Raw genomic sequence first — 17,912 nt, forward strand, 5'->3', positions numbered from 1 at the left:
CCATAAGGCAGAAATAGAAGTCAAAAAGCTTATAGGATGGCTGTTGGATGATTTCCAGTCGTTGCTCTATCTACACAGTTCTGTGCTAGTACACTGGGGTGGAAATTTGCCTACCTTTAAGAAGAGGATTTTGCCCCAAGTCTTGTTTAATTAAGATAGTAAGTACATTTACGCAGTGCTATACTAGCTTTTTCTAGCCCTCTTTTAGAAGATTGCAGCCATCCTGTGGTAGTTTGCAACAGAGATGGTAATTACAACTGGTGCAATATGCCAGAGCAAACAAGCAGAAAGAGTAGATAATGACGCTTCATATCATTTTGCACTTTAATTATGTTGTAGTTTTAGTTTGCCCAATTTTGAGCCAATAGATAACTCTAGCATCTGCCAAAAATCTTAATTGGGAACTACCACACTCACTACAGAGTTATGATAACTGAGTGATGAGTCAGGGTTTTGAATATCAATAAAGCATCAAAGAAAGAGATGAGGGCTTCCTGTCTAGCTTTTATCAGCTCCAAGCCCTTGTGTCTCATAAAAAGTTCTCTAGTTTGCTAGGATTTGTAACTGTGATTTTAGTGGTCAATGACTCACAACTAAAGTTTTACTTGATTAACACTTTCATTCTACTTCCAGCAAAACTGTCTTCTGCCTTTGTTTTGTTTAGTAGGGATAACAACAAATACTTATTGCTTGACCAGGTTTTAACCTTCAGACTTATTATAACTAGGTAAAAATGTATTATTTACGCATGAAATTGTGATAATATCAATTCGCTATTGTTCGTTTTTTCTGTAGGTTATAAGACATATCAAAAACTGATTTATTACCCATTACATAGTATTGTATTCGACGTTTAATAATATTGTTCAACTGGGAAATAAAAACAGAAAAGAAGTGCGGATTTTTCATGATTTCTCTTAATGCTGTTAACCATCTTCTTTGCTTTATAGGCACTACAACTTGATAGTAAGCTAGATGTTTTTTATAGGATGCAAGATTATAAGATAGAGCAAGCATTAAAGCTGGATTGTTTTTCACCCTTTCTTGTTGCATGAAAGAATTAGTAGCTATGCAGCATTGATTTAGACGTGATAATATACTTTGACGTACAAGAGAAATAGGGCGTGAGCGGTAGAAATAATAGGGTTCTGGCACAATAAAAAAGCGGGCACCATTGATGAGGCATTCCACATCAAACCAAAAATCTTCAGCTATGCTCACACTTTCATCGTACAGAATGCCGTGCTTAACCAAAAATTCTCGTTTGAATATAGGCTTGCTTAAACCAAAAGGCAACACTGGTTCTCCATAGACACCACTTTTTACAAATGAAATGAGATCAATTTGGAGAGCTTCATCTAGATACTCTCCATTTTCTTGAATAAATGTACTCCAAGGAGATGTTGCGCCATCATGGATTAAATAGAGATCGTCAGCAATTATGTCTGCATTTGTTTTTGCTGCCAGCAACAGAAGTTTTTCTAATCTTTCAGGAGCATACCAGTCATCTGAATCAAGAACAGCAACCCATTCTCCTTTAGCTGCTTTGATGGCACGATTACGCGCAGCAGAAACTCCAAGGTTTTGTTGATTAACTATTACTTTGAGGCGGTGGTCAGTAAAACTTTTAGCGACTTCTACAGTTTTATCACTTGAACCATCATCGACTATGATGACTTCAATATCATGGAGCGTTTGCTCTAAGGCTGACTGTATCGCCTTCGCAATATAAGCTTCAGTATTGTAAGCAGGAATAATGACGGATACTTTAGGATTCATAAAACTGAACTCCTGATTACACAGTTAATTAATAGTCCTAAGATTATGAAGATAATTTTGATAACTTCCTCTTTACTATACAACTAAGTAGTCGGCAGGGCAAACGCATCTAAAATTACTCTTGATCGCAACCAACATTAAAAACAAATGAAAAAATGCTTATTTTTCGTTTGATTTAGTTTGCAAGATCAAAGCGATATCTAGGACGGGCTATGACACTCTCTACGAGACGCTGTGCGTAGCTTGCTTCTTTGCAGCAGAACGAATACTCGCTATCGATGTCGCTTAAATTTTTATCAATAAAAAAGTCTTTATGAAATCTTTAAACTTTATTGAGAATAAATTAGTTTTATTCATATTGTATGTTGCTTTGAGTAAGTTGGTGAAAATAAACTTGAACATTGCCAAATCATTACGTTGCTAGAGTTATTTAGACAATATGGTTTCAGTTTACAGGTTAGACTCACAGCAGCGAGGTAAATTGCTCTTAGGTTGATTGACGCTCTAGGCTAACTTCCATTGTGTTAGTTAAAAAATGACCAGCTAAGATACCACTACTTAGGTAATATCTATCTTCGGAAATCCGATGTAGGGTTTCAAAGCCACTACGACGCTGACGATCGCCTAGTACCCAGTAACGCTGCACAATAGTATCTAGACCAATCCAACCTTCACCTTCAACTTGCCCCAAAATATTATGCTGTAGTAAAAAAGTATACTGACGCTCTCCCTCATGCAATCGTCCTTTGTATTGTAGAGAGATTTCTGAGCGATCGCTACCAGGAAATATCAGCTTTGTAGCCATAGTGAACCAGTTATCTCGATTCCAAGCTACCAAGGTCATACCCTTGACGCTGATTGGCATACCATTTCGTTCCAGCCAATTTCCTTGCATTGCCCAGCGTCCTGGTTCCAATAAAAAAGTATGAGCCACCTTATATATTCCCTGTCTTGATCGAGTACCGCCAAGATTACAGTTATAGCAGTGCTGTACATGAATAGCGGGGCGTTTAGTCCGTCCTGAGTGAATAATGAAGAAATTTTTTATTGTTCCTCTTTCAGAACTCAGGACTGACTTTGGTGAATTTCTCCCAAAAGCACTTCTTGAGGTGCTCCAGTAGCAGTAGGTAGATTGCCAGGAATGCCCAAATGCCGCCAATAGGCTAAAACTGCAAAAGCGATCGCTTCTTTAAAATCTGCATTTAACCCAACTTCATCTGTAGCCAATACTGGGATTGATGCCAACAATAACTCTAATCGACGTTTCAAATAGAGATTGCGGCTACCACCACCACATAATAGTACTCGTTGTGGCATTTCTGGCAAAAAAGTGCGGTAACTATGAACAATCGAAGCAGCTGTCAGTTCCGTCAGAGTTGCCAGTATATCAGCAGCATTGAGTTGGTATTCTTGGGCATCTTTTAAACACTGATGTAGATAAGTCACACCAAATAACTCCCGACCAGTAGATTTGGGCGGTGGTAAATGAAAGTAATCTTGGTTGAGCCATTGTTCTACCAAAAGATGGCAAGGAGTACCACTTGCTGCCCAATTGCCATTTTCATCGTAAGTTTTAGCACCAGCGCTTAAATGCTCTACCGCCAGATCCAACAGACTATTTCCTGGGCCAGTATCCCAAGCACGAATTTTTGAGAGCCAATCGCCATACCGAGGCGGAATATAAGCTACATTACCAATGCCACCAATGTTTTGAATACAACGCCCTTCTTCACGATGACTGAGCAAATAGGCATCTACTCTGGGCACAAGAGGCGCACCATGACCGCCAATAGCGATATCAGCAACGCGGAAGTTGCTCACAGTTGTAATGCCCGTAAGATAGGCAATCAATTCACCCCGCCCTAGTTGGAGACTATAACCCAAAGGAGTGCTAAGTGCTGAATGAGGAGTGAGCATTTCTCTCCCCCTGCTCCTCTGCTTCCCTGCTCCCCCTGCTCCTTCTTTGGGTGGTCGATGATAAACCGTCTGACCGTGAGAGCCAATGAGAGTAGCTAGCTGATGACCAATTTGAATATTTTGGGCGGCTTGGGCAAAGACTTGGGCGATCGCATCATCTATTTCTGCCAATTCTGCCATTGAGATGGCAACGCCTGCACCAACCGCTAGTATTTTTTCTCTGAGTTCAGATGGATAAGGATATGTTTTACCGGCTAGTAACTCAACTTTAAGATCCAATTCTGTACCGAAAATCTCTACTAACACAGCATCTATGCCATCTACGGATGTGCCACTAATTAAACCGATAACGCGAGTAGAGACAGCAGCTTTTTCAGTCGGATGCATTGTTCAAGATTCTTTTTTGGATTGCAAGAGGTAGTTTAATTCATGCTACTACCCATGTCAAAAGAAGTAAGGTGGCATGGTTGATTGGAAAAAGACGAATTTTGAGGCAAAGGGTGAGGGGCAGTCGACAGAATAACGTCATATTCCCTTGAAGTAAAAAGAATAATTTTGAAATTACAGCAATTCCAGAGTTATGAGATGTATGAGACCTGTCTGGATATATTGTGAAAATTGATGCAATCGGTTGCCATAAACAGATTGTGAAGTTAATTACACAGCAAAATGCAGGTTATGTAATTACCTGAAAGAAGAACCAAGATAATCTTGTTCTTGAAGTTGAAAAACTATTCAGCCAAGGAATAAGCACTGATTTTCAATAGTTTGACATCGCACAATGCCTCATGCCTTCTTGATCTAGAACCCTAGAAATATAAACTGCCTGCGAATCACAAAACGGCACTTTTTATAAATGAAGCTTATTTACAATTTAGCACTGATAACTTCGCATTTTCTACATAAAGCTATAGACATCGCACAACATAACATCAGTGATTATCCTCTAAATAAAATCCAATAACCTGCATTTCTATCTGGTTATAGTCAAATCAAAAAAGTAGTAATACCTCTGATGTTGGAATCTAGAAGTACATCGCACAATGAGGCTATGAACACGAAAGATTAAAAAACGAAAAAGGATTGTCAAATGAAAAATCTTTTAATTAAGTCTGCGATCGCTTCTGGTGTTGTTTTGTCCTTAGCTACTGTTAGCCGTCCTGTAATGGCTGCGTCTTTTGCGGTATCAATAGAAAACGCAGGCGTACAAAATGCACAATTATCAAATCTTGTTAATGCCCATGTAGACACTTTTGATTCACAAGCACAAGGTTATAGTGCTACAGGATTTGAATGGAAAGATGGAGAAACAAAGATTGGTAGCTATAGCAATACTCTGATCTTGAATCCAGATCAATATGGTGCTGCTGGTGGAACAGGTAAGTATTTTGATGTAGACACGAATAGATCGGGTAATGGTCAAACAGTTTCCACCCTCAATTTGACAAGCCCACAAAGTTACTTTGGGCTTTGGTGGTCTGCGGGAGACGCTAACAACGTAATTACATTTCTTTCACAAGGTCAGGTTGTACAAACTTTGACTACCGCTGATGTGGTTAGTTATATCGCAAAGCTACCAAATAAAACCAGCTACTACAGTAATCCTAATTCACAATTCCAAAATCAAAATTCTGGAGAACCCTATGCGTTCATCAACTTCTACGATGTTGGCGGAACTTTTGATCAGGTTCAATTCACCAATATTGGCGGAACTGGTTTTGAATCAGATAACCACACAGTCGCCAGTAGTTACAAGAGTATCACCGGTAATATTGTTACTCAAGCGGTGCCTGAGTCTTCTTCTGTATTAGGAGTTTTTGCAATTGGTTTTGTGGGTGCTGCTTCAGTTATGACCGGTCGAGCCAAGAAAAAGTCAGTTTTGCAATTGTCTTAAGTCTAGTGGCTTGCAAACAACGCAATTTCTAGCTCACATTAAGTATCTTCTGCACTTCTGATGATAATTAAGAGAATATCACTCTCAAGCGATCGCCACTTTAATAGCACTGCTTTAAAGCAATTTTATTAAAGACACCAATTTTAGCTCAGTAAGATTTGCCTGATTTTCTCTATGCCTTACTCCCAGGCTCCACTTCGCGTAGCGTGCCATAGGCAGGATTTCAGAAGTTCCAGCAAAAAGTCAATATTAAACACAAGTTAGGGTGAGCTTACTTAGGTAAACTCACCCTAATTGTTTTGCTATTTATTTTATGGGCAACCACTCTACAACACTTAGATAATGCCTAGATTGCCTTCTGCTTAGAGATATTGGCATTACCCAGCCTAAAAGCTTAACTTGGCATAGAACTGATCCTAAAGCCTAGGTTTTAAGAATCGATATGATAGAAAAGTAGATAAAACTTAAAAAATATTTATCGAATGGTGCTTCAATCATCTGGCTTGTCCAAGGTCAAAGACTCATTCACACAAAAAATCTTCTTGGGTAATGAACCCAATGCGGAGTTAATTGCAATTCTCACCGTTTACTTTGTTCAAGGAATTTTAGGGCTATCGCGTTTAGCCGTGAGCTTTTTCCTCAAAGATGAACTGCTACTGAGTCCAGTCCAAGTGTCGGCGCTATTGGGAATTGTCTTCCTACCTTGGATGATCAAGCCAGTGTTTGGTTTTATCTCTGATGGCTTACCTATATTTGGTTATCGTCGTCGTCCTTACTTGATTTTATCCGGGATACTGGGAACTGCTTCCTGGATGAGTTTGGCCAAAATAGTTCATACTAGCTGGGCGGCTACGTTAGCGATCGCTCTTGGTTCTCTCTCCGTTGCCATGAGTGACGTGATAGTTGACTCGCTAGTTGTGGAACGTGCCAGAGGTGAATCCCAAGCAAAAGCCGGTTCACTACAATCTGTATGCTGGGGTGCTTCTGCGATCGGAGGTTTAATAACAGCATACTTTAGCGGTCTGCTGCTTCAATACTTTACTACCCGTACTGTCTTTGGAATTACCGCCTTATTCCCTCTCATTGTCTCAGGGGTAGCTTGGTTAATTGCTGAATCTCCCGTTAGTAAAGATACTAATGAGAGTAATCAAACTAACCCTTTACCAATCAAACATCAACTGAAGCAGCTACGCCAAGCTATTACCCAAAAAACAATTTGGCTACCAACGGCTTTTGTCTTCATCTGGCAAGCTACCCCAAATGCTGAATCAGCCTTTTTCTACTTCTCTACCAACGAATTACACTTTGAACCAGAATTTTTGGGGCGGGTAAACTTGGTGACAAGTTTCGCTTCTTTAGCAGGTGTTTGGATTTTTCAACGTTTTCTCAAAAGCATTCCTTTTCGCGTGATTTTTGCTTGGAGTACCGTCCTTTCTTCAATGTTAGGGATGACGATGCTGTTGTTAGTGACTCACACAAACCGGCTGTTGGGTATAGATGACCACTGGTTTAGTTTGGGTGATAGTCTTATTCTCACTGTGATGGGGAAAATTGCCTTTATGCAAGTCATGGTTCTAGCAGCAAGGCTTTGTCCCTCTGGAGTGGAAGCAACTTTATTTGCCTTGTTGATGTCGGTATTTAATTCAGCAGGAACGGTTTCCCAAGCATTGGGGGCATTAATCACCTATTGGCTGGGGATAACTGCAACTAACTTTGAGTCACTTTGGCTATTGGTAATAATTACTAACCTTAGTACACTGTTACCCCTACCATTTATCAACTGGCTACCTGCTGCTGAAGAGCAAGCTGAGACATCCAAAGATGGGGAACAAGCTTTCTTACCTGATTTGATGTCTGAGTTGGTACTGACAGAACCAGAGTCGGAAATAGTGGAATAGTGTAATAAATCCAAAGTCGAGTCAGTGCGCTGCCTCCCTGTTGCAACCTTGCTGCAACGGAATTCTTTTTAGCTGCTACATATTTTTGTACGAGATAACAATAAAAAACAAAGCTTATGCATTTGAAAAGTCAAGGAAGCCCAGTTACAGAAAAATTTTATACTCGTGCAGATTGGCAAGGTGGGTATCAATCTCTCACCCAAGAATTTGATTATTGGATTGATGATATAGAAGGGGAAATTCCCAGAGAATTAGAAGGCACGCTGTTTAGAAATGGCCCCGGTTTGTTGGATGTGAATGGAAAATTTCTTCATCACCCGTTTGATGGAGATGGGATGATTAGCAAAATTACCTTTACCAACGGTCGTGCCCATTTTCGCAACCGCTTTGTCCAGACAACTGGGTATTTGGCAGAGCAAAAGGCGGGAAAAATTCTTTATCGCGGTACTTTTGGTACTCAAAAACCCGGTGGTTGGCGAGCTAATATCTTTGATTTCAAACTCAAAAATATTGCTAATACAAATGTTATCTATTGGGGTGGTAAACTGCTAGCACTGTGGGAAGCTTCTGAAGCATATCGCCTCGATCCCAAGACTCTTGAAACTTTGGGAAATGAATATTTTAATGGTGCTTTGTCAGCAGGTGAAGCTTTCGCTGCCCATCCCCGCTTGGAAAATAATTGTGAACAAGATGGGGGCGAACCTCGCCTAGTAAATTTTTCGATTAAGCCAGGATTATCTACCACCATTACTATTTTCGAGCTAAACTTAGTGGGTGAAATTGTTAGACAGCAAGCTCATAAGGTTCCCGGTTTCTGTTTCATTCACGATTTTGTTATTACTCCCAACTACTGCATCTTCTTTCAAAATCCTGTCACATTTAATCCCATACCTTTTGCCTTGGGAATACGTGCGGCAGGAGAATGTATCAAATTTCAAGCAAATCAACCGACAAAAATTATAATTATTCCCCGTTTTCCCAAAAAAGGGCAAGAAGAGATAAAATTTCTGGAAACTCAGTCGGGTTTCGTTTTCCACCACGTTAATGCTTTTGAGGTAGGAGAGGAAGTTCTGATTGATTCTATTTGCTACCAAGATTTACCAGAAGTGGAGCCTAAAAGCGATTTTCGACAAGTTGATTTTGAAGCTTCTTCACCTGGGCAACTTTGGCGATTTTATCTAAATCTCAAGAATGGGACAGTGCAGCGAGAATTGATTGATAGTCGCTGTTGCGAATTTCCCAGCATCCATCCGGCGAATGTGGGACACCCTTATCGATATCTATATATAGGTGCGGCTCATGCAGAGAGTGGTAATGCTCCCTTACAAGCATTGCTGAAAATTGATTTACAGTCTGGGGAAAGACAGTTTTGGAGTGCTGCACCTCGTGGTTTTGTAGGTGAACCGATTTTTGTCCCGCGCCCAGATTCTGAAAAGGAAGATGATGGTTGGGTATTAGCTTTAGTTTATGATGCTGTCCATCATCGCTCAGATTTGGTAATTTTGGATGCTAGTGATTTCTCTAAAGGAACAATTGCACGGCTACATCTCAAGCATCATATCCCTTATGGGCTGCATGGAAGCTTTACTTCTGAAGTTTTTGGGGAAATTTGATCTCCTATTTGGATGAAACCATTTTTTCGCTGGCAATGATATGCAAATCGATATTTTTGAGCAAGCGCACCAATTTTTGCGTCAAAGATCCTTTGAGGAGCATTTGCCAGCGCGATCGCTGACTCTCTCCGATTACAATTTGGGTAATCCGATATTTCTCGGCGACTTCTGCGATCGCATTAGCTATGTTACTGTTAGTAACACGAAGAAAAGTACCTTCAAATTCGTTACAGAGTTTCTCACAAGTGTGAATGTGTAGGCTTTCCTCCTTGGTGAGGAACCGTTCTGGATCGGCAACAAACAAAGTATAAAGTGGGGCATTCATGTAGCTAGCTAACCTCGCACCCCGGCGTAACAACTGTACTGAGTTGGGATAGGTGGATACACACACCAAAACGCGCTCATGAATATTACAGGATTGTCCATTGGGGATAGTAGCGATCGCATTTTCTTCTACGTTGTCTGCGACTTCGCGCAAAGCTAACTCCCGCAAAGCAATCAGGTTACGGCGTTGGAAAAAATTATCGAGGGATTGCTGGATTTTTTGGGGTGCGTAAATCTTGCCTTCTAATAACCGTTCTTGCAATGTTTCTGGTGTGACATCCACTACCACTATTTCATCTGCTTCATCCAGAATTCTATCAGGAACTCGCTCACGGACTACAACCCCAGTAATTCTAGCTACTAAGTCATTAAGACTTTCCAAATGTTGCACATTCATTGTGGAGTAGACATCAATACCTGCTGCCAAAACTACTTCTACATCTTCGTAGCGTTTTTCGCGTGGGGAACCAGGGACGTTGGTATGGGCAAGTTCATCGATTAAGGCTAATTGTGGCGATCGCTTTAAAATAGCATCTGTATCCATATCCGTTAGTGTCAACTCACCGCGAGGATATTGCTTACGGGGTAAAATCTCCAGTCCTTCTGCCTTTTCGGTTGTATCCTTGCGTCCGTGAGTTTCCAAAAGCCCAACGATGACATCAATTCCTTCTTGTTTAAGTGCGTGTCCCTCTTCTAACATCCGGTAGGTTTTCCCTACTCCAGGAGCCATACCAATAAATATTTTATGTTTACCCCGCCGTCGTGCCGGATAAAGTGAGTAACTTCCAGAATTTAAAGGTGCAGTGCCATTCCAACCAGTATTATTGTCTGACATTTCATTCTTGGTTTCTATCGCAATCCTATTTCATCGGAAAACGGCGCTTTATCTATGCCTCTTAGAAGTGCTGTTAACGGATAGCTAGGGTTGAGCGCGTGAATAGTAAATCTGACTTCTTTGCTCACAACTACTCGGAACTGTTTTGCCCAATTCCCAATGCCCATTTATTGATTTTGCTGACGATTAATATCTTGCAAGTCAAGAGCATAATTCAATCGGAGAACATTGACTCCCGGCTCACCAAAAATCCATAAAAATCTGTCATCGGTATACTTGTTAATTAAACGTAGGATCTCATCTTCTTTGACTCCCCGCGCACCTGCAACCCGCGTCAATTGCTGCCGTGCTGCTTTGAAGGAAATATGCGGATCTAAACCAGAACCAGAGGTATAAATCATATCAGCGATCGGTTGAAGATTTTCGTCTCGCAATTGATTTGCCTCTTCTAGAATCCGCTTTAGTAGCTCTGGATTACTAGCAGCGAGATTACTGGCTCCAGATATGCCAGTTGGCTTTGCTTTTTTTCCTTGGCTATATCTAACAGTACTAGGACGAGGATGGAAATATCGCTCGGATGTGAATAGTTGACCAATCAAAGCTGAACCAATTGGTTCATTATTTAGATTCAGCATAATGCTGCCATTCGCTTGATAGGGCAAAAAAACTTGACCCACTACAAGAATGATCAGAGGATAGATGATTGCAGTCAACAACCAAAGCATTAGAGTTATAAAAATTGCTCTGATAGTTTCTCGAATAATAGCCATAAAAACTTTTCCAATTATTACTAAAATTAATTTTTAATTTTAATTCTTTTACCCAATCAGAACGATATTCGAAGATGCTGTTGCTAACAGCATAAATACCTGGGGCAATTACCACATTCAAGCACAGCAGGATAAAAATAGCGAGTGTGAGTGTTGTTTAAGCAATTGCGACCAAATAAAAAACATCGCCTGTATCAGATTTATCGACAAAAACTTTTCCCAAACATCGACCTGTTTATTCATATTCTTTTGGTTCTCTCTCTCAACGGTAAAAGTAAAAATGTTTATTATTTTACTTTGGTCAAGATGCGCTCGTTTCGCAGCGTCTCTACTTTTTCTATCCTTAAGCCAAACCTACAAGTGTAATCAGTATGTCTATCAACTTAATGGCGATAAATGGCGCAATCAACCCACCTAAGCCATAAATTAAGATATTGCGTTGGAGTAGCTGATTAGCTGTCAGTGGCCTAAACCGCACACCCTTCAATGCCAAGGGAATCAAAGCGGGAATAATCAAAGCATTATAAATCAGCGCTGATAGTACAGCAGACTTAGGGCTAGTCAAATTCATAATATTCAGGCTTTGTAGATTAGCAGCGACAAATATCACTGGGATAATTGCAAAATATTTAGCAATATCATTAGCGATAGAAAATGTCATCAAAGCTCCGCGAGTAATCAACAATTGTTTACCAATGCTAATGATATCGATCAGCTTTGTCGGATCGGAGTCCAAATCCACCATGTTGGCGGCTTCTTTTGCAGCTTGTGTCCCTGTATTCATGGCAACGCCGACGTTAGCTTGGGCTAATGCGGGAGCATCGTTAGTCCCATCTCCTGTCATGGCAACTAGTTTACCTGCTGCTTGTTCCTTTTTAATGACACTGATTTTGTCTTCTGGTGTAGCTTCAGCAATGAAGTCATCCACTCCAGCTTCTTTAGCAATGACAGAAGCTGTAATTTGGTTGTCTCCAGTTAGCATGATGGTACGCACTCCCATCCGTCGCAGTTGGTCAAAGCGATCGCGGATACCAGGTTTAACTATATCTTTGAGATAAATAACCCCATAGATTTCGTTATCTAAACTAACTGCTAGAGGTGTACCTCCCAAGCGAGAAACTCGTTCGTAGGCAGCATCCAATTCTGGCGTATTGCGTCCGTTGCGAGAACGGACAAATCCTTTAATGGCTTCTACTGCTCCCTTTCTTGCCTCATACCCACCAGGTAAGTTAGTCCCACTCATCCGTGTTTTGGCGGAAAAATCAACTCCTTCTGCCTGGTTAGAGTCGAAATCAAACCGTGCTACTAGTTTTTCTGCCAGTCGAATAATAGATTTACCTTCTGGTGTATTGTCAAAGATACTAGCCGCCCACGCAACATTAGCAATTTCTGATATTGAATGACCGTTGATAGGGATAAACTCTTCCGCCAAACGGTTGCCGAGGGTAATTGTACCTGTCTTATCAAGAACTAAAGTGTTTACATCACCACAGGCTTCGACTGCTTTTCCGGAAGTGGCAATGACGTTAAATTGGGCAACTCGATCCATACCAGCAATACCGATGGTACTGAGTAAACCACCAATGGTTGTAGGAATTAATGCCACTAATAGGGCAATTAAAGTTGGCACGCTGACTGGACTATTGACATAGTAAGCAAGTGCGGGCAGAGTTACCACGACTAACAAAAACACTAAGCTGAGAACTGCCAACAATACTGTCAGGGCAATTTCATTGGGTGTTTTGCTGCGTTCTGCCCCTTCTACTAAGGCAATCATCCGGTCAATAAAGCCTTTACCGGGGTCAGTAGTGATCCGGATAATTAATTCATCTGAGATAATCCGCGTCCCACCAGTGACAGAACTGGAAACATCGGAGCCTGATTCTTTTAATACTGGTGCAGATTCTCCAGTAATTGCCGATTCATCTACTGAGGCAACGCCCATAATTACCTCGCCATCGCCGGGAATGATATCTCCAGCAATAACGTAGATGTTATCGCCCTTTTTAAGGCTAGTGGATGAAACTTCACTAATTGTGCCGTCGGGAGCGAGCTTTTTAGCGATCGCCTCTGATTTCGTTAATCTCAAGGCATCAGCTTGAGCTTTACCCTGCCCTTCTGCCACTGCTTCGGCAAAATTGGCAAACCAAACTGTAAAGAATAAAATTCCCGACAGTAAGCCATTGAAAAGTTGCGGGTTCTTTTGTAGGGCTGGGCCAAATAAATTGGGATCAATCGTTAGCAATAGAATGATGATTGTCCCCACCCAAACCACAAATATTACTGGATTTTTGATTACATACTTAGGGTTAAGCTTCACAAAAGCATCTCTAATTGCCCTTAAGTAAAGCCACTTTTTACTTGTCCTTGCTTTTTTACGTCCTTGACGGCGATCGCCAGAACGAGGATTTGGCCGTCTAGCTCTGAAGTTAGTTGCCACTTGATTCATGAATAAAGTTAGGAGTTAGGAGTTAAAAGTTAAAAATTAGGAGTTAGGAGTTAGAAGTTAGGAGTTTCCAATAAAAAATAGATCCAATCTTTAGGGCACGCTATGCGATCGCGAACACAATGCCAAAGCGATGCTCGTTCCTACGTACCTTTGTTCGCGTTCGATTGTCACCAGAAGGACGGACGATCGAACGCGAACAGCGTGTCGCAGATAAGACTTGCTAACACCAGTCGCCTACGGTAGGAAACCCTCCTACAGCGATGGATTCAGCACAAAGCACTGGCTCCCCTACAAAACAGGATAATTTATTTATTTTTTGGTATTCTCTTAATTCCAGACTTATAACTCATAAATTTTCTAATTGCCAGATGCTAGTTTCAAACCCTCAGCTATGGGGCCTAAAGCTAAAACGGGAAAGAAAGTCAATACTCCCAAAATCAATGTCACTCCAGCAGTGATACCAGTAAATACTAGAGAATCAGTTCTTAGGGTACCAAGGGTTTCTTGTACTTGTTGTTTGCGAGACATACCGTCAGCTAACAGCAGGATGGCAATTATCGGAATGTAGCGTCCTCCTATTAAGCTAACTAAAGTACTCAAGTTCCACCACAGGGTGTTATCTCTCAACCCTTCCAAGCCGGAGCCATTATTTGCGGCGGCTGAGGCATATTCATAAACTACTTGAGAAATACCGTGATGGCCAGAGTTGCTAATTCCAGAGAGAGAGATGGGATAAGCCAGAGCGATCGCACTGGGAATCAAAACTAGAATTGGGTGAATCAACAACACGACGCTGGCAAGGACAATTTCGCGTTTTTCAATTTTGCGTCCTAAAAACTCTGGGGTGCGTCCTGCCATTAGTCCAGTTAGGAACACTGTAAGAATTAAGTAAATAAATAAGTAAGCTGTTCCAGTGCCTTGACCACCCCAAATAACCTGGATAAACAAGTTGAAGAGAGTCGAAAATATTCCTTGGGGCATCAAAGAATCGTGCATCCCATTCACAGCGCCAGACATAGTAGCGGTAGTCATAACTGCCCAAAATGCCGTTTGTAACCAGCCAAATCGAACTTCTTTCCCCTCTAAATTGGGTTGTTCTAATCCAAAGGCGTTATTAACTAGGGGATTACCTTGCAATTCTCCCACGGCTGTCACTCCCACCAGGATGACAAAAATCACAAACACCATCCAAAAAAGCAGCCAAGCTTGTTTGATGTTATTGGCGAATATACCGTAGGTGTAAATCAACGCTGCTGGGATAGAAATCATGGCGATCATTTCTATCAAGTTAGAAGCGCCATTGGGATTTTCAAAAGGATGTGCTGAGTTTACGCCAAAAAAGCCTCCGCCGTTCTCGCCCAAAAGTTTAATCATTTCAAAGGATGCCACCGGGCCTCTGGCAAGATATTGTGTCCCGCCTTCTAAGGTTCTCACATCCATAGTCTTCGCTAATGTTTGTGGTACACCTGTTAGAAGCAAAGCGATCGCTCCAATAATCGAAATCGGTAGCAATATGCGCGTAATTGCACGGACAATATCGACATAAAAGTTTCCCAATTTTCTACCCGTCAGCCCGCGAATAAAGGCAATTCCCACAGATAAACCGGTAGCTGCGGAGGTGAACATCAAAAAGCCTAAAGCCGCTACCTGGCTAAAATAGCTTAAGGTTGTCTCACCAGCATAGTGCTGCTGGTCAGTATTGGTTACAAAGGAAATGGTTGTATGCAGTAATACATCCCAACTAGGCGCACCAAAACCGTTAGGATTCCAGGGCAACAGCCTCTGAAAATATAACAGTAAATACACTGAAATACCCATAATCAGGTTGCTGTACAGTACAGCCCGGATATACTGCGAACCCGTCATATCATCTTTTCTGCGAACACCCGCTAGTACGAACATACTTCGTTCTATGGGGTTCATTAAAAAATCCAGCAGTGTTCTTTCTCCCAAGAAGACACGGGCTATGTATCTACCGAGTAGTGGAGTAATTGCTATGACAATACATAGCGTTAAGCCAATTTGCAAAAAACCTTGTCCCATATATTTCGCGTTCGATAAAATTTGAGTGCTAACAAGCCAATTATTAGAAATAACAGATTAACTGTTGAAGTATTTGATTTGGAGGAATTTAGTGATATCTCATATCACCGCCATTTTTTAATCTAGATTTACTATTTTCAGTTATTACTATCCAGATACTTGTTTAACTTATTGTTAAAAATATTTAATCTTTACTTTTAATTCATCTATTTCGCTAGTTAGTATTATTTGTTTATACAATACATTTTGGAAGTTTGCTACGTTCAAAGAATATAAATATTTAAGAGGATTTTATTAAATAAATGACGGTATGGGAAGGTTGTGTTAGATACTCTGGCCCTTGTCGACAACTACCCAGTCCCCAATCCTCAGCCCCCAGTCTCCTTTTTTGCATCTGGACAATCGTAATTTTCGGGTTGATACTCAAGTGAATATTTGCAGATATAGATTGCAGATAAATCATAATCGCTGAATTAAATAGTTGTAAAGATTGTAGGATAAAGATTTTTTAGTAAATCAGAAATGACGATATTAAGTCGATTAGTGGCTATGAAAGAAGCTATAAATGGTCGTGGGGAGACTTATGGGCTAATAGCGATCGCCTTTGTGATCGTCATAGGCTTAGAATATTTGACACCACCTGAGTACGTATTTGGCTACCTCTACACAGGGACAATTTTGTTAGCAGATTCTCGATTGAATCGGAAAGCAGTATTGGGCATCACTCTGGCAGCTACAGGATTAACATTATTGAATTTGTTTGTCCCCGGAGGAGAAATGATTAATGCCTCAACGTTGGCAAATCGGCTGATTGCAGTATTGGCGTTGATGGTAACGGGTTGGTTAAGCGATCGCAACCACCGCAATGAAGAAGCGATCGCTTATACACAAGCACAATTACGCTCCCAAGAACAACTAGCTATTATGCGTGAAGATTTTGTTTCCACCCTAACGCATGATTTGAAAACACCCCTATTAGGAGCAATTGAAACGCTGAAATATTTTCAAAATGAGCAATTTGGTGAAATCACGCCAATGCAAGCAAAAGTCCTTCAAACGATGGCTCGTAGTCATCGGAGTACACTGCAATTAGTCCAAACTCTTTTAGATGTATACCGTAATGATGCCGAAGGACTGAAACTACAGATATCACCCGTTAACTTGGCAACTGTGGCAGAGGAGGTAATCGCTACCCTGACTGAACTAGCGAGAACACGTCAGGTTTATATTTCTCTCCACTATGGCGAATCAGATTTTCGCAGCTTTCTCTGGGTAAATGGCGATCCTTTGCAACTGGGGCGAGTCTTCACCAATCTCCTGAGTAATGGTATTAACCATACCCCCCGTGGCGGTAAAGTGGAAGTGGTACTTGAAGGTTATTCTAGCGATCAAGTGGTAAAAATACTCGATACTGGTTCCGGCTTTACCGAAGAAGAGTTACCCCACTTATTTGAGAGATTTTATCAAGGAGATAGCGATCGCCACGTCTCAGGATCTGGACTAGGGCTTTATTTAACCAGGCAAATTATCACTGCTCATGGGGGTACAATTTGGGCAGAGAATCGCTCACCACGGGGAGCAATGTTTGGTTTTCGACTCCCAGCTTGTCCACCACCGGGAGTAGGTAAGTAGGGGAGCAGGAGGGGAGCAGGGGGGGAGGCAGGGGAAGAAGAACTATTTATTGACCAATGACAAATGACAAAAATCTTACTCGTTGAAGATGATGAATTGTTTCGGCTTGGTCTGCGGATGCGGTTGCAGCAAGAAACTACTTTGGAGATTATCGCAGAAGCAGAAGATGGGGAACAAGCTGTAGAATTAGCAAATCGCTATCCCCTGGATTTAGTTTTGCTAGATATAGGTTTACCGGGCATTGGTGGGATTGAAGCTTGTCGCCAAATTAAGCAAAAGCACCCAAATTTACCAATTCTCGTTTTAACATCTCGTTCTGAGAAACCTCTGATTTCACGGTTAATTGCAGCTGGAGCCCAAGGTTACTGTCTGAAAGGTATTCCTGGTGAGTCTCTTATCTTGGCAGTGCGATCGGTTGCAGCTGGTGCTTCTTGGTGGGATCAAACAGCAACAACAGAAATTAGGGCAGCTTTTGAGGGCAATTCTACTGTGGTGCTACCTACAAAAACTGAGGGAAACCTAGAAAATCCCCTAACGAAGCGCGAGCAAGAAATTTTGGCACTGGTAGCAACTGGCAAAAGCAATCAAGAAATTGCTGAGATTCTCTACATTGCCCCTGGTACAGTGCGGGTTCATGTTCATGCTATTTTGCAGAAACTAGAAGTACGCGATCGCACACAAGCCGCAGTCTTAGCGATCCAAAAAGGATTGGTAGCACCAGAATTGTTGATTAACTAGATTCAATCTTTTATCCTGTA

At 41.3% G+C, this 17,912-nt stretch carries 12 protein-coding genes; 5 read left to right on the plus strand and 7 right to left on the minus strand.

What is annotated here, in order from left to right:
• Positions 1-765 precede the first annotated feature (765 nt).
• The 3 genes from FD724_RS04580 to FD724_RS04590 form a co-directional block, all read right to left on the minus strand.
• Positions 766-1,779, minus strand: coding sequence for a glycosyltransferase family 2 protein (locus tag FD724_RS04580; RefSeq protein ID WP_179071736.1), 1,014 nt, complete (start codon positions 1,777-1,779; stop codon positions 766-768).
• Between the two features lie 487 nt (positions 1,780-2,266).
• The gene (locus FD724_RS04585) at positions 2,267-2,713 is read right to left on the minus strand and encodes a hypothetical protein (RefSeq protein ID WP_114083579.1); all 447 of its coding nucleotides are present in this window, start codon (positions 2,711-2,713) and stop codon (positions 2,267-2,269) included.
• A gap of 131 nt (positions 2,714-2,844) precedes the next feature.
• Positions 2,845-4,083 (minus strand): anhydro-N-acetylmuramic acid kinase, encoded by a 1,239-nt coding sequence (locus FD724_RS04590; protein WP_179071737.1) that lies wholly within the window; start codon positions 4,081-4,083, stop codon positions 2,845-2,847.
• A 703-nt stretch (positions 4,084-4,786) separates the two neighbouring features.
• On the opposite strand from FD724_RS04590, the gene FD724_RS04595 reads away from it, so the two are divergent.
• The 3 genes from FD724_RS04595 (at position 4,787) to FD724_RS04605 (ending at position 9,101) form a co-directional block, all read left to right on the plus strand.
• Positions 4,787-5,590, plus strand: a complete 804-nt coding sequence (locus FD724_RS04595; protein ID WP_179071738.1) for a hypothetical protein — start codon at positions 4,787-4,789, stop codon at positions 5,588-5,590.
• A gap of 482 nt (positions 5,591-6,072) precedes the next feature.
• Positions 6,073-7,488, plus strand: coding sequence for a folate/biopterin family MFS transporter (locus FD724_RS04600; protein ID WP_179071739.1), 1,416 nt, complete (start codon positions 6,073-6,075; stop codon positions 7,486-7,488).
• A gap of 116 nt (positions 7,489-7,604) precedes the next feature.
• Entirely contained in the window at positions 7,605-9,101 is a 1,497-nt protein-coding gene (locus FD724_RS04605) for a carotenoid oxygenase family protein (RefSeq protein WP_179071740.1), read from the plus strand.
• Between the two features lie 4 nt (positions 9,102-9,105).
• Here the strand turns inward: FD724_RS04605 and FD724_RS04610 are convergent, their stop codons facing one another.
• From FD724_RS04610 to kdpA, 4 genes are all read right to left on the minus strand, one after another.
• The gene (locus FD724_RS04610) at positions 9,106-10,260 is read right to left on the minus strand and encodes a universal stress protein (RefSeq protein ID WP_179071741.1); all 1,155 of its coding nucleotides are present in this window, start codon (positions 10,258-10,260) and stop codon (positions 9,106-9,108) included.
• A 167-nt stretch (positions 10,261-10,427) separates the two neighbouring features.
• A complete protein-coding gene (kdpC, locus tag FD724_RS04615) occupies positions 10,428-11,030 on the minus strand; it encodes a K(+)-transporting ATPase subunit C (RefSeq protein WP_114083585.1) in 603 nt (200 codons plus the stop codon).
• A 343-nt stretch (positions 11,031-11,373) separates the two neighbouring features.
• A complete protein-coding gene (gene kdpB / locus FD724_RS04620; protein WP_179071742.1) occupies positions 11,374-13,479 on the minus strand; it encodes a potassium-transporting ATPase subunit KdpB in 2,106 nt (701 codons plus the stop codon).
• Positions 13,480-13,836: 357 nt separating this feature from the next.
• On the minus strand, positions 13,837-15,522 hold the full coding sequence (kdpA, locus tag FD724_RS04625) for a potassium-transporting ATPase subunit KdpA (RefSeq protein WP_179071743.1): 1,686 nt from the start codon (positions 15,520-15,522) through the stop codon (positions 13,837-13,839).
• A 522-nt stretch (positions 15,523-16,044) separates the two neighbouring features.
• On the opposite strand from kdpA, the gene FD724_RS04630 reads away from it, so the two are divergent.
• The gene (locus FD724_RS04630; protein WP_179071744.1) at positions 16,045-17,154 is read left to right on the plus strand and encodes a sensor histidine kinase KdpD; all 1,110 of its coding nucleotides are present in this window, start codon (positions 16,045-16,047) and stop codon (positions 17,152-17,154) included.
• Positions 17,155-17,217: 63 nt separating this feature from the next.
• Positions 17,218-17,892: a response regulator transcription factor gene (locus FD724_RS04635; RefSeq protein ID WP_179071745.1), complete on the plus strand. Its 675-nt coding sequence runs from the start codon at positions 17,218-17,220 to the stop codon at positions 17,890-17,892.
• Positions 17,893-17,912: the final 20 nt, after the last annotated feature.

Source organism: Nostoc sp. C057, assembly GCF_013393925.1.
Taxonomy (GTDB): Bacteria; Cyanobacteriota; Cyanobacteriia; order Cyanobacteriales; family Nostocaceae; genus Nostoc; species Nostoc muscorum_A.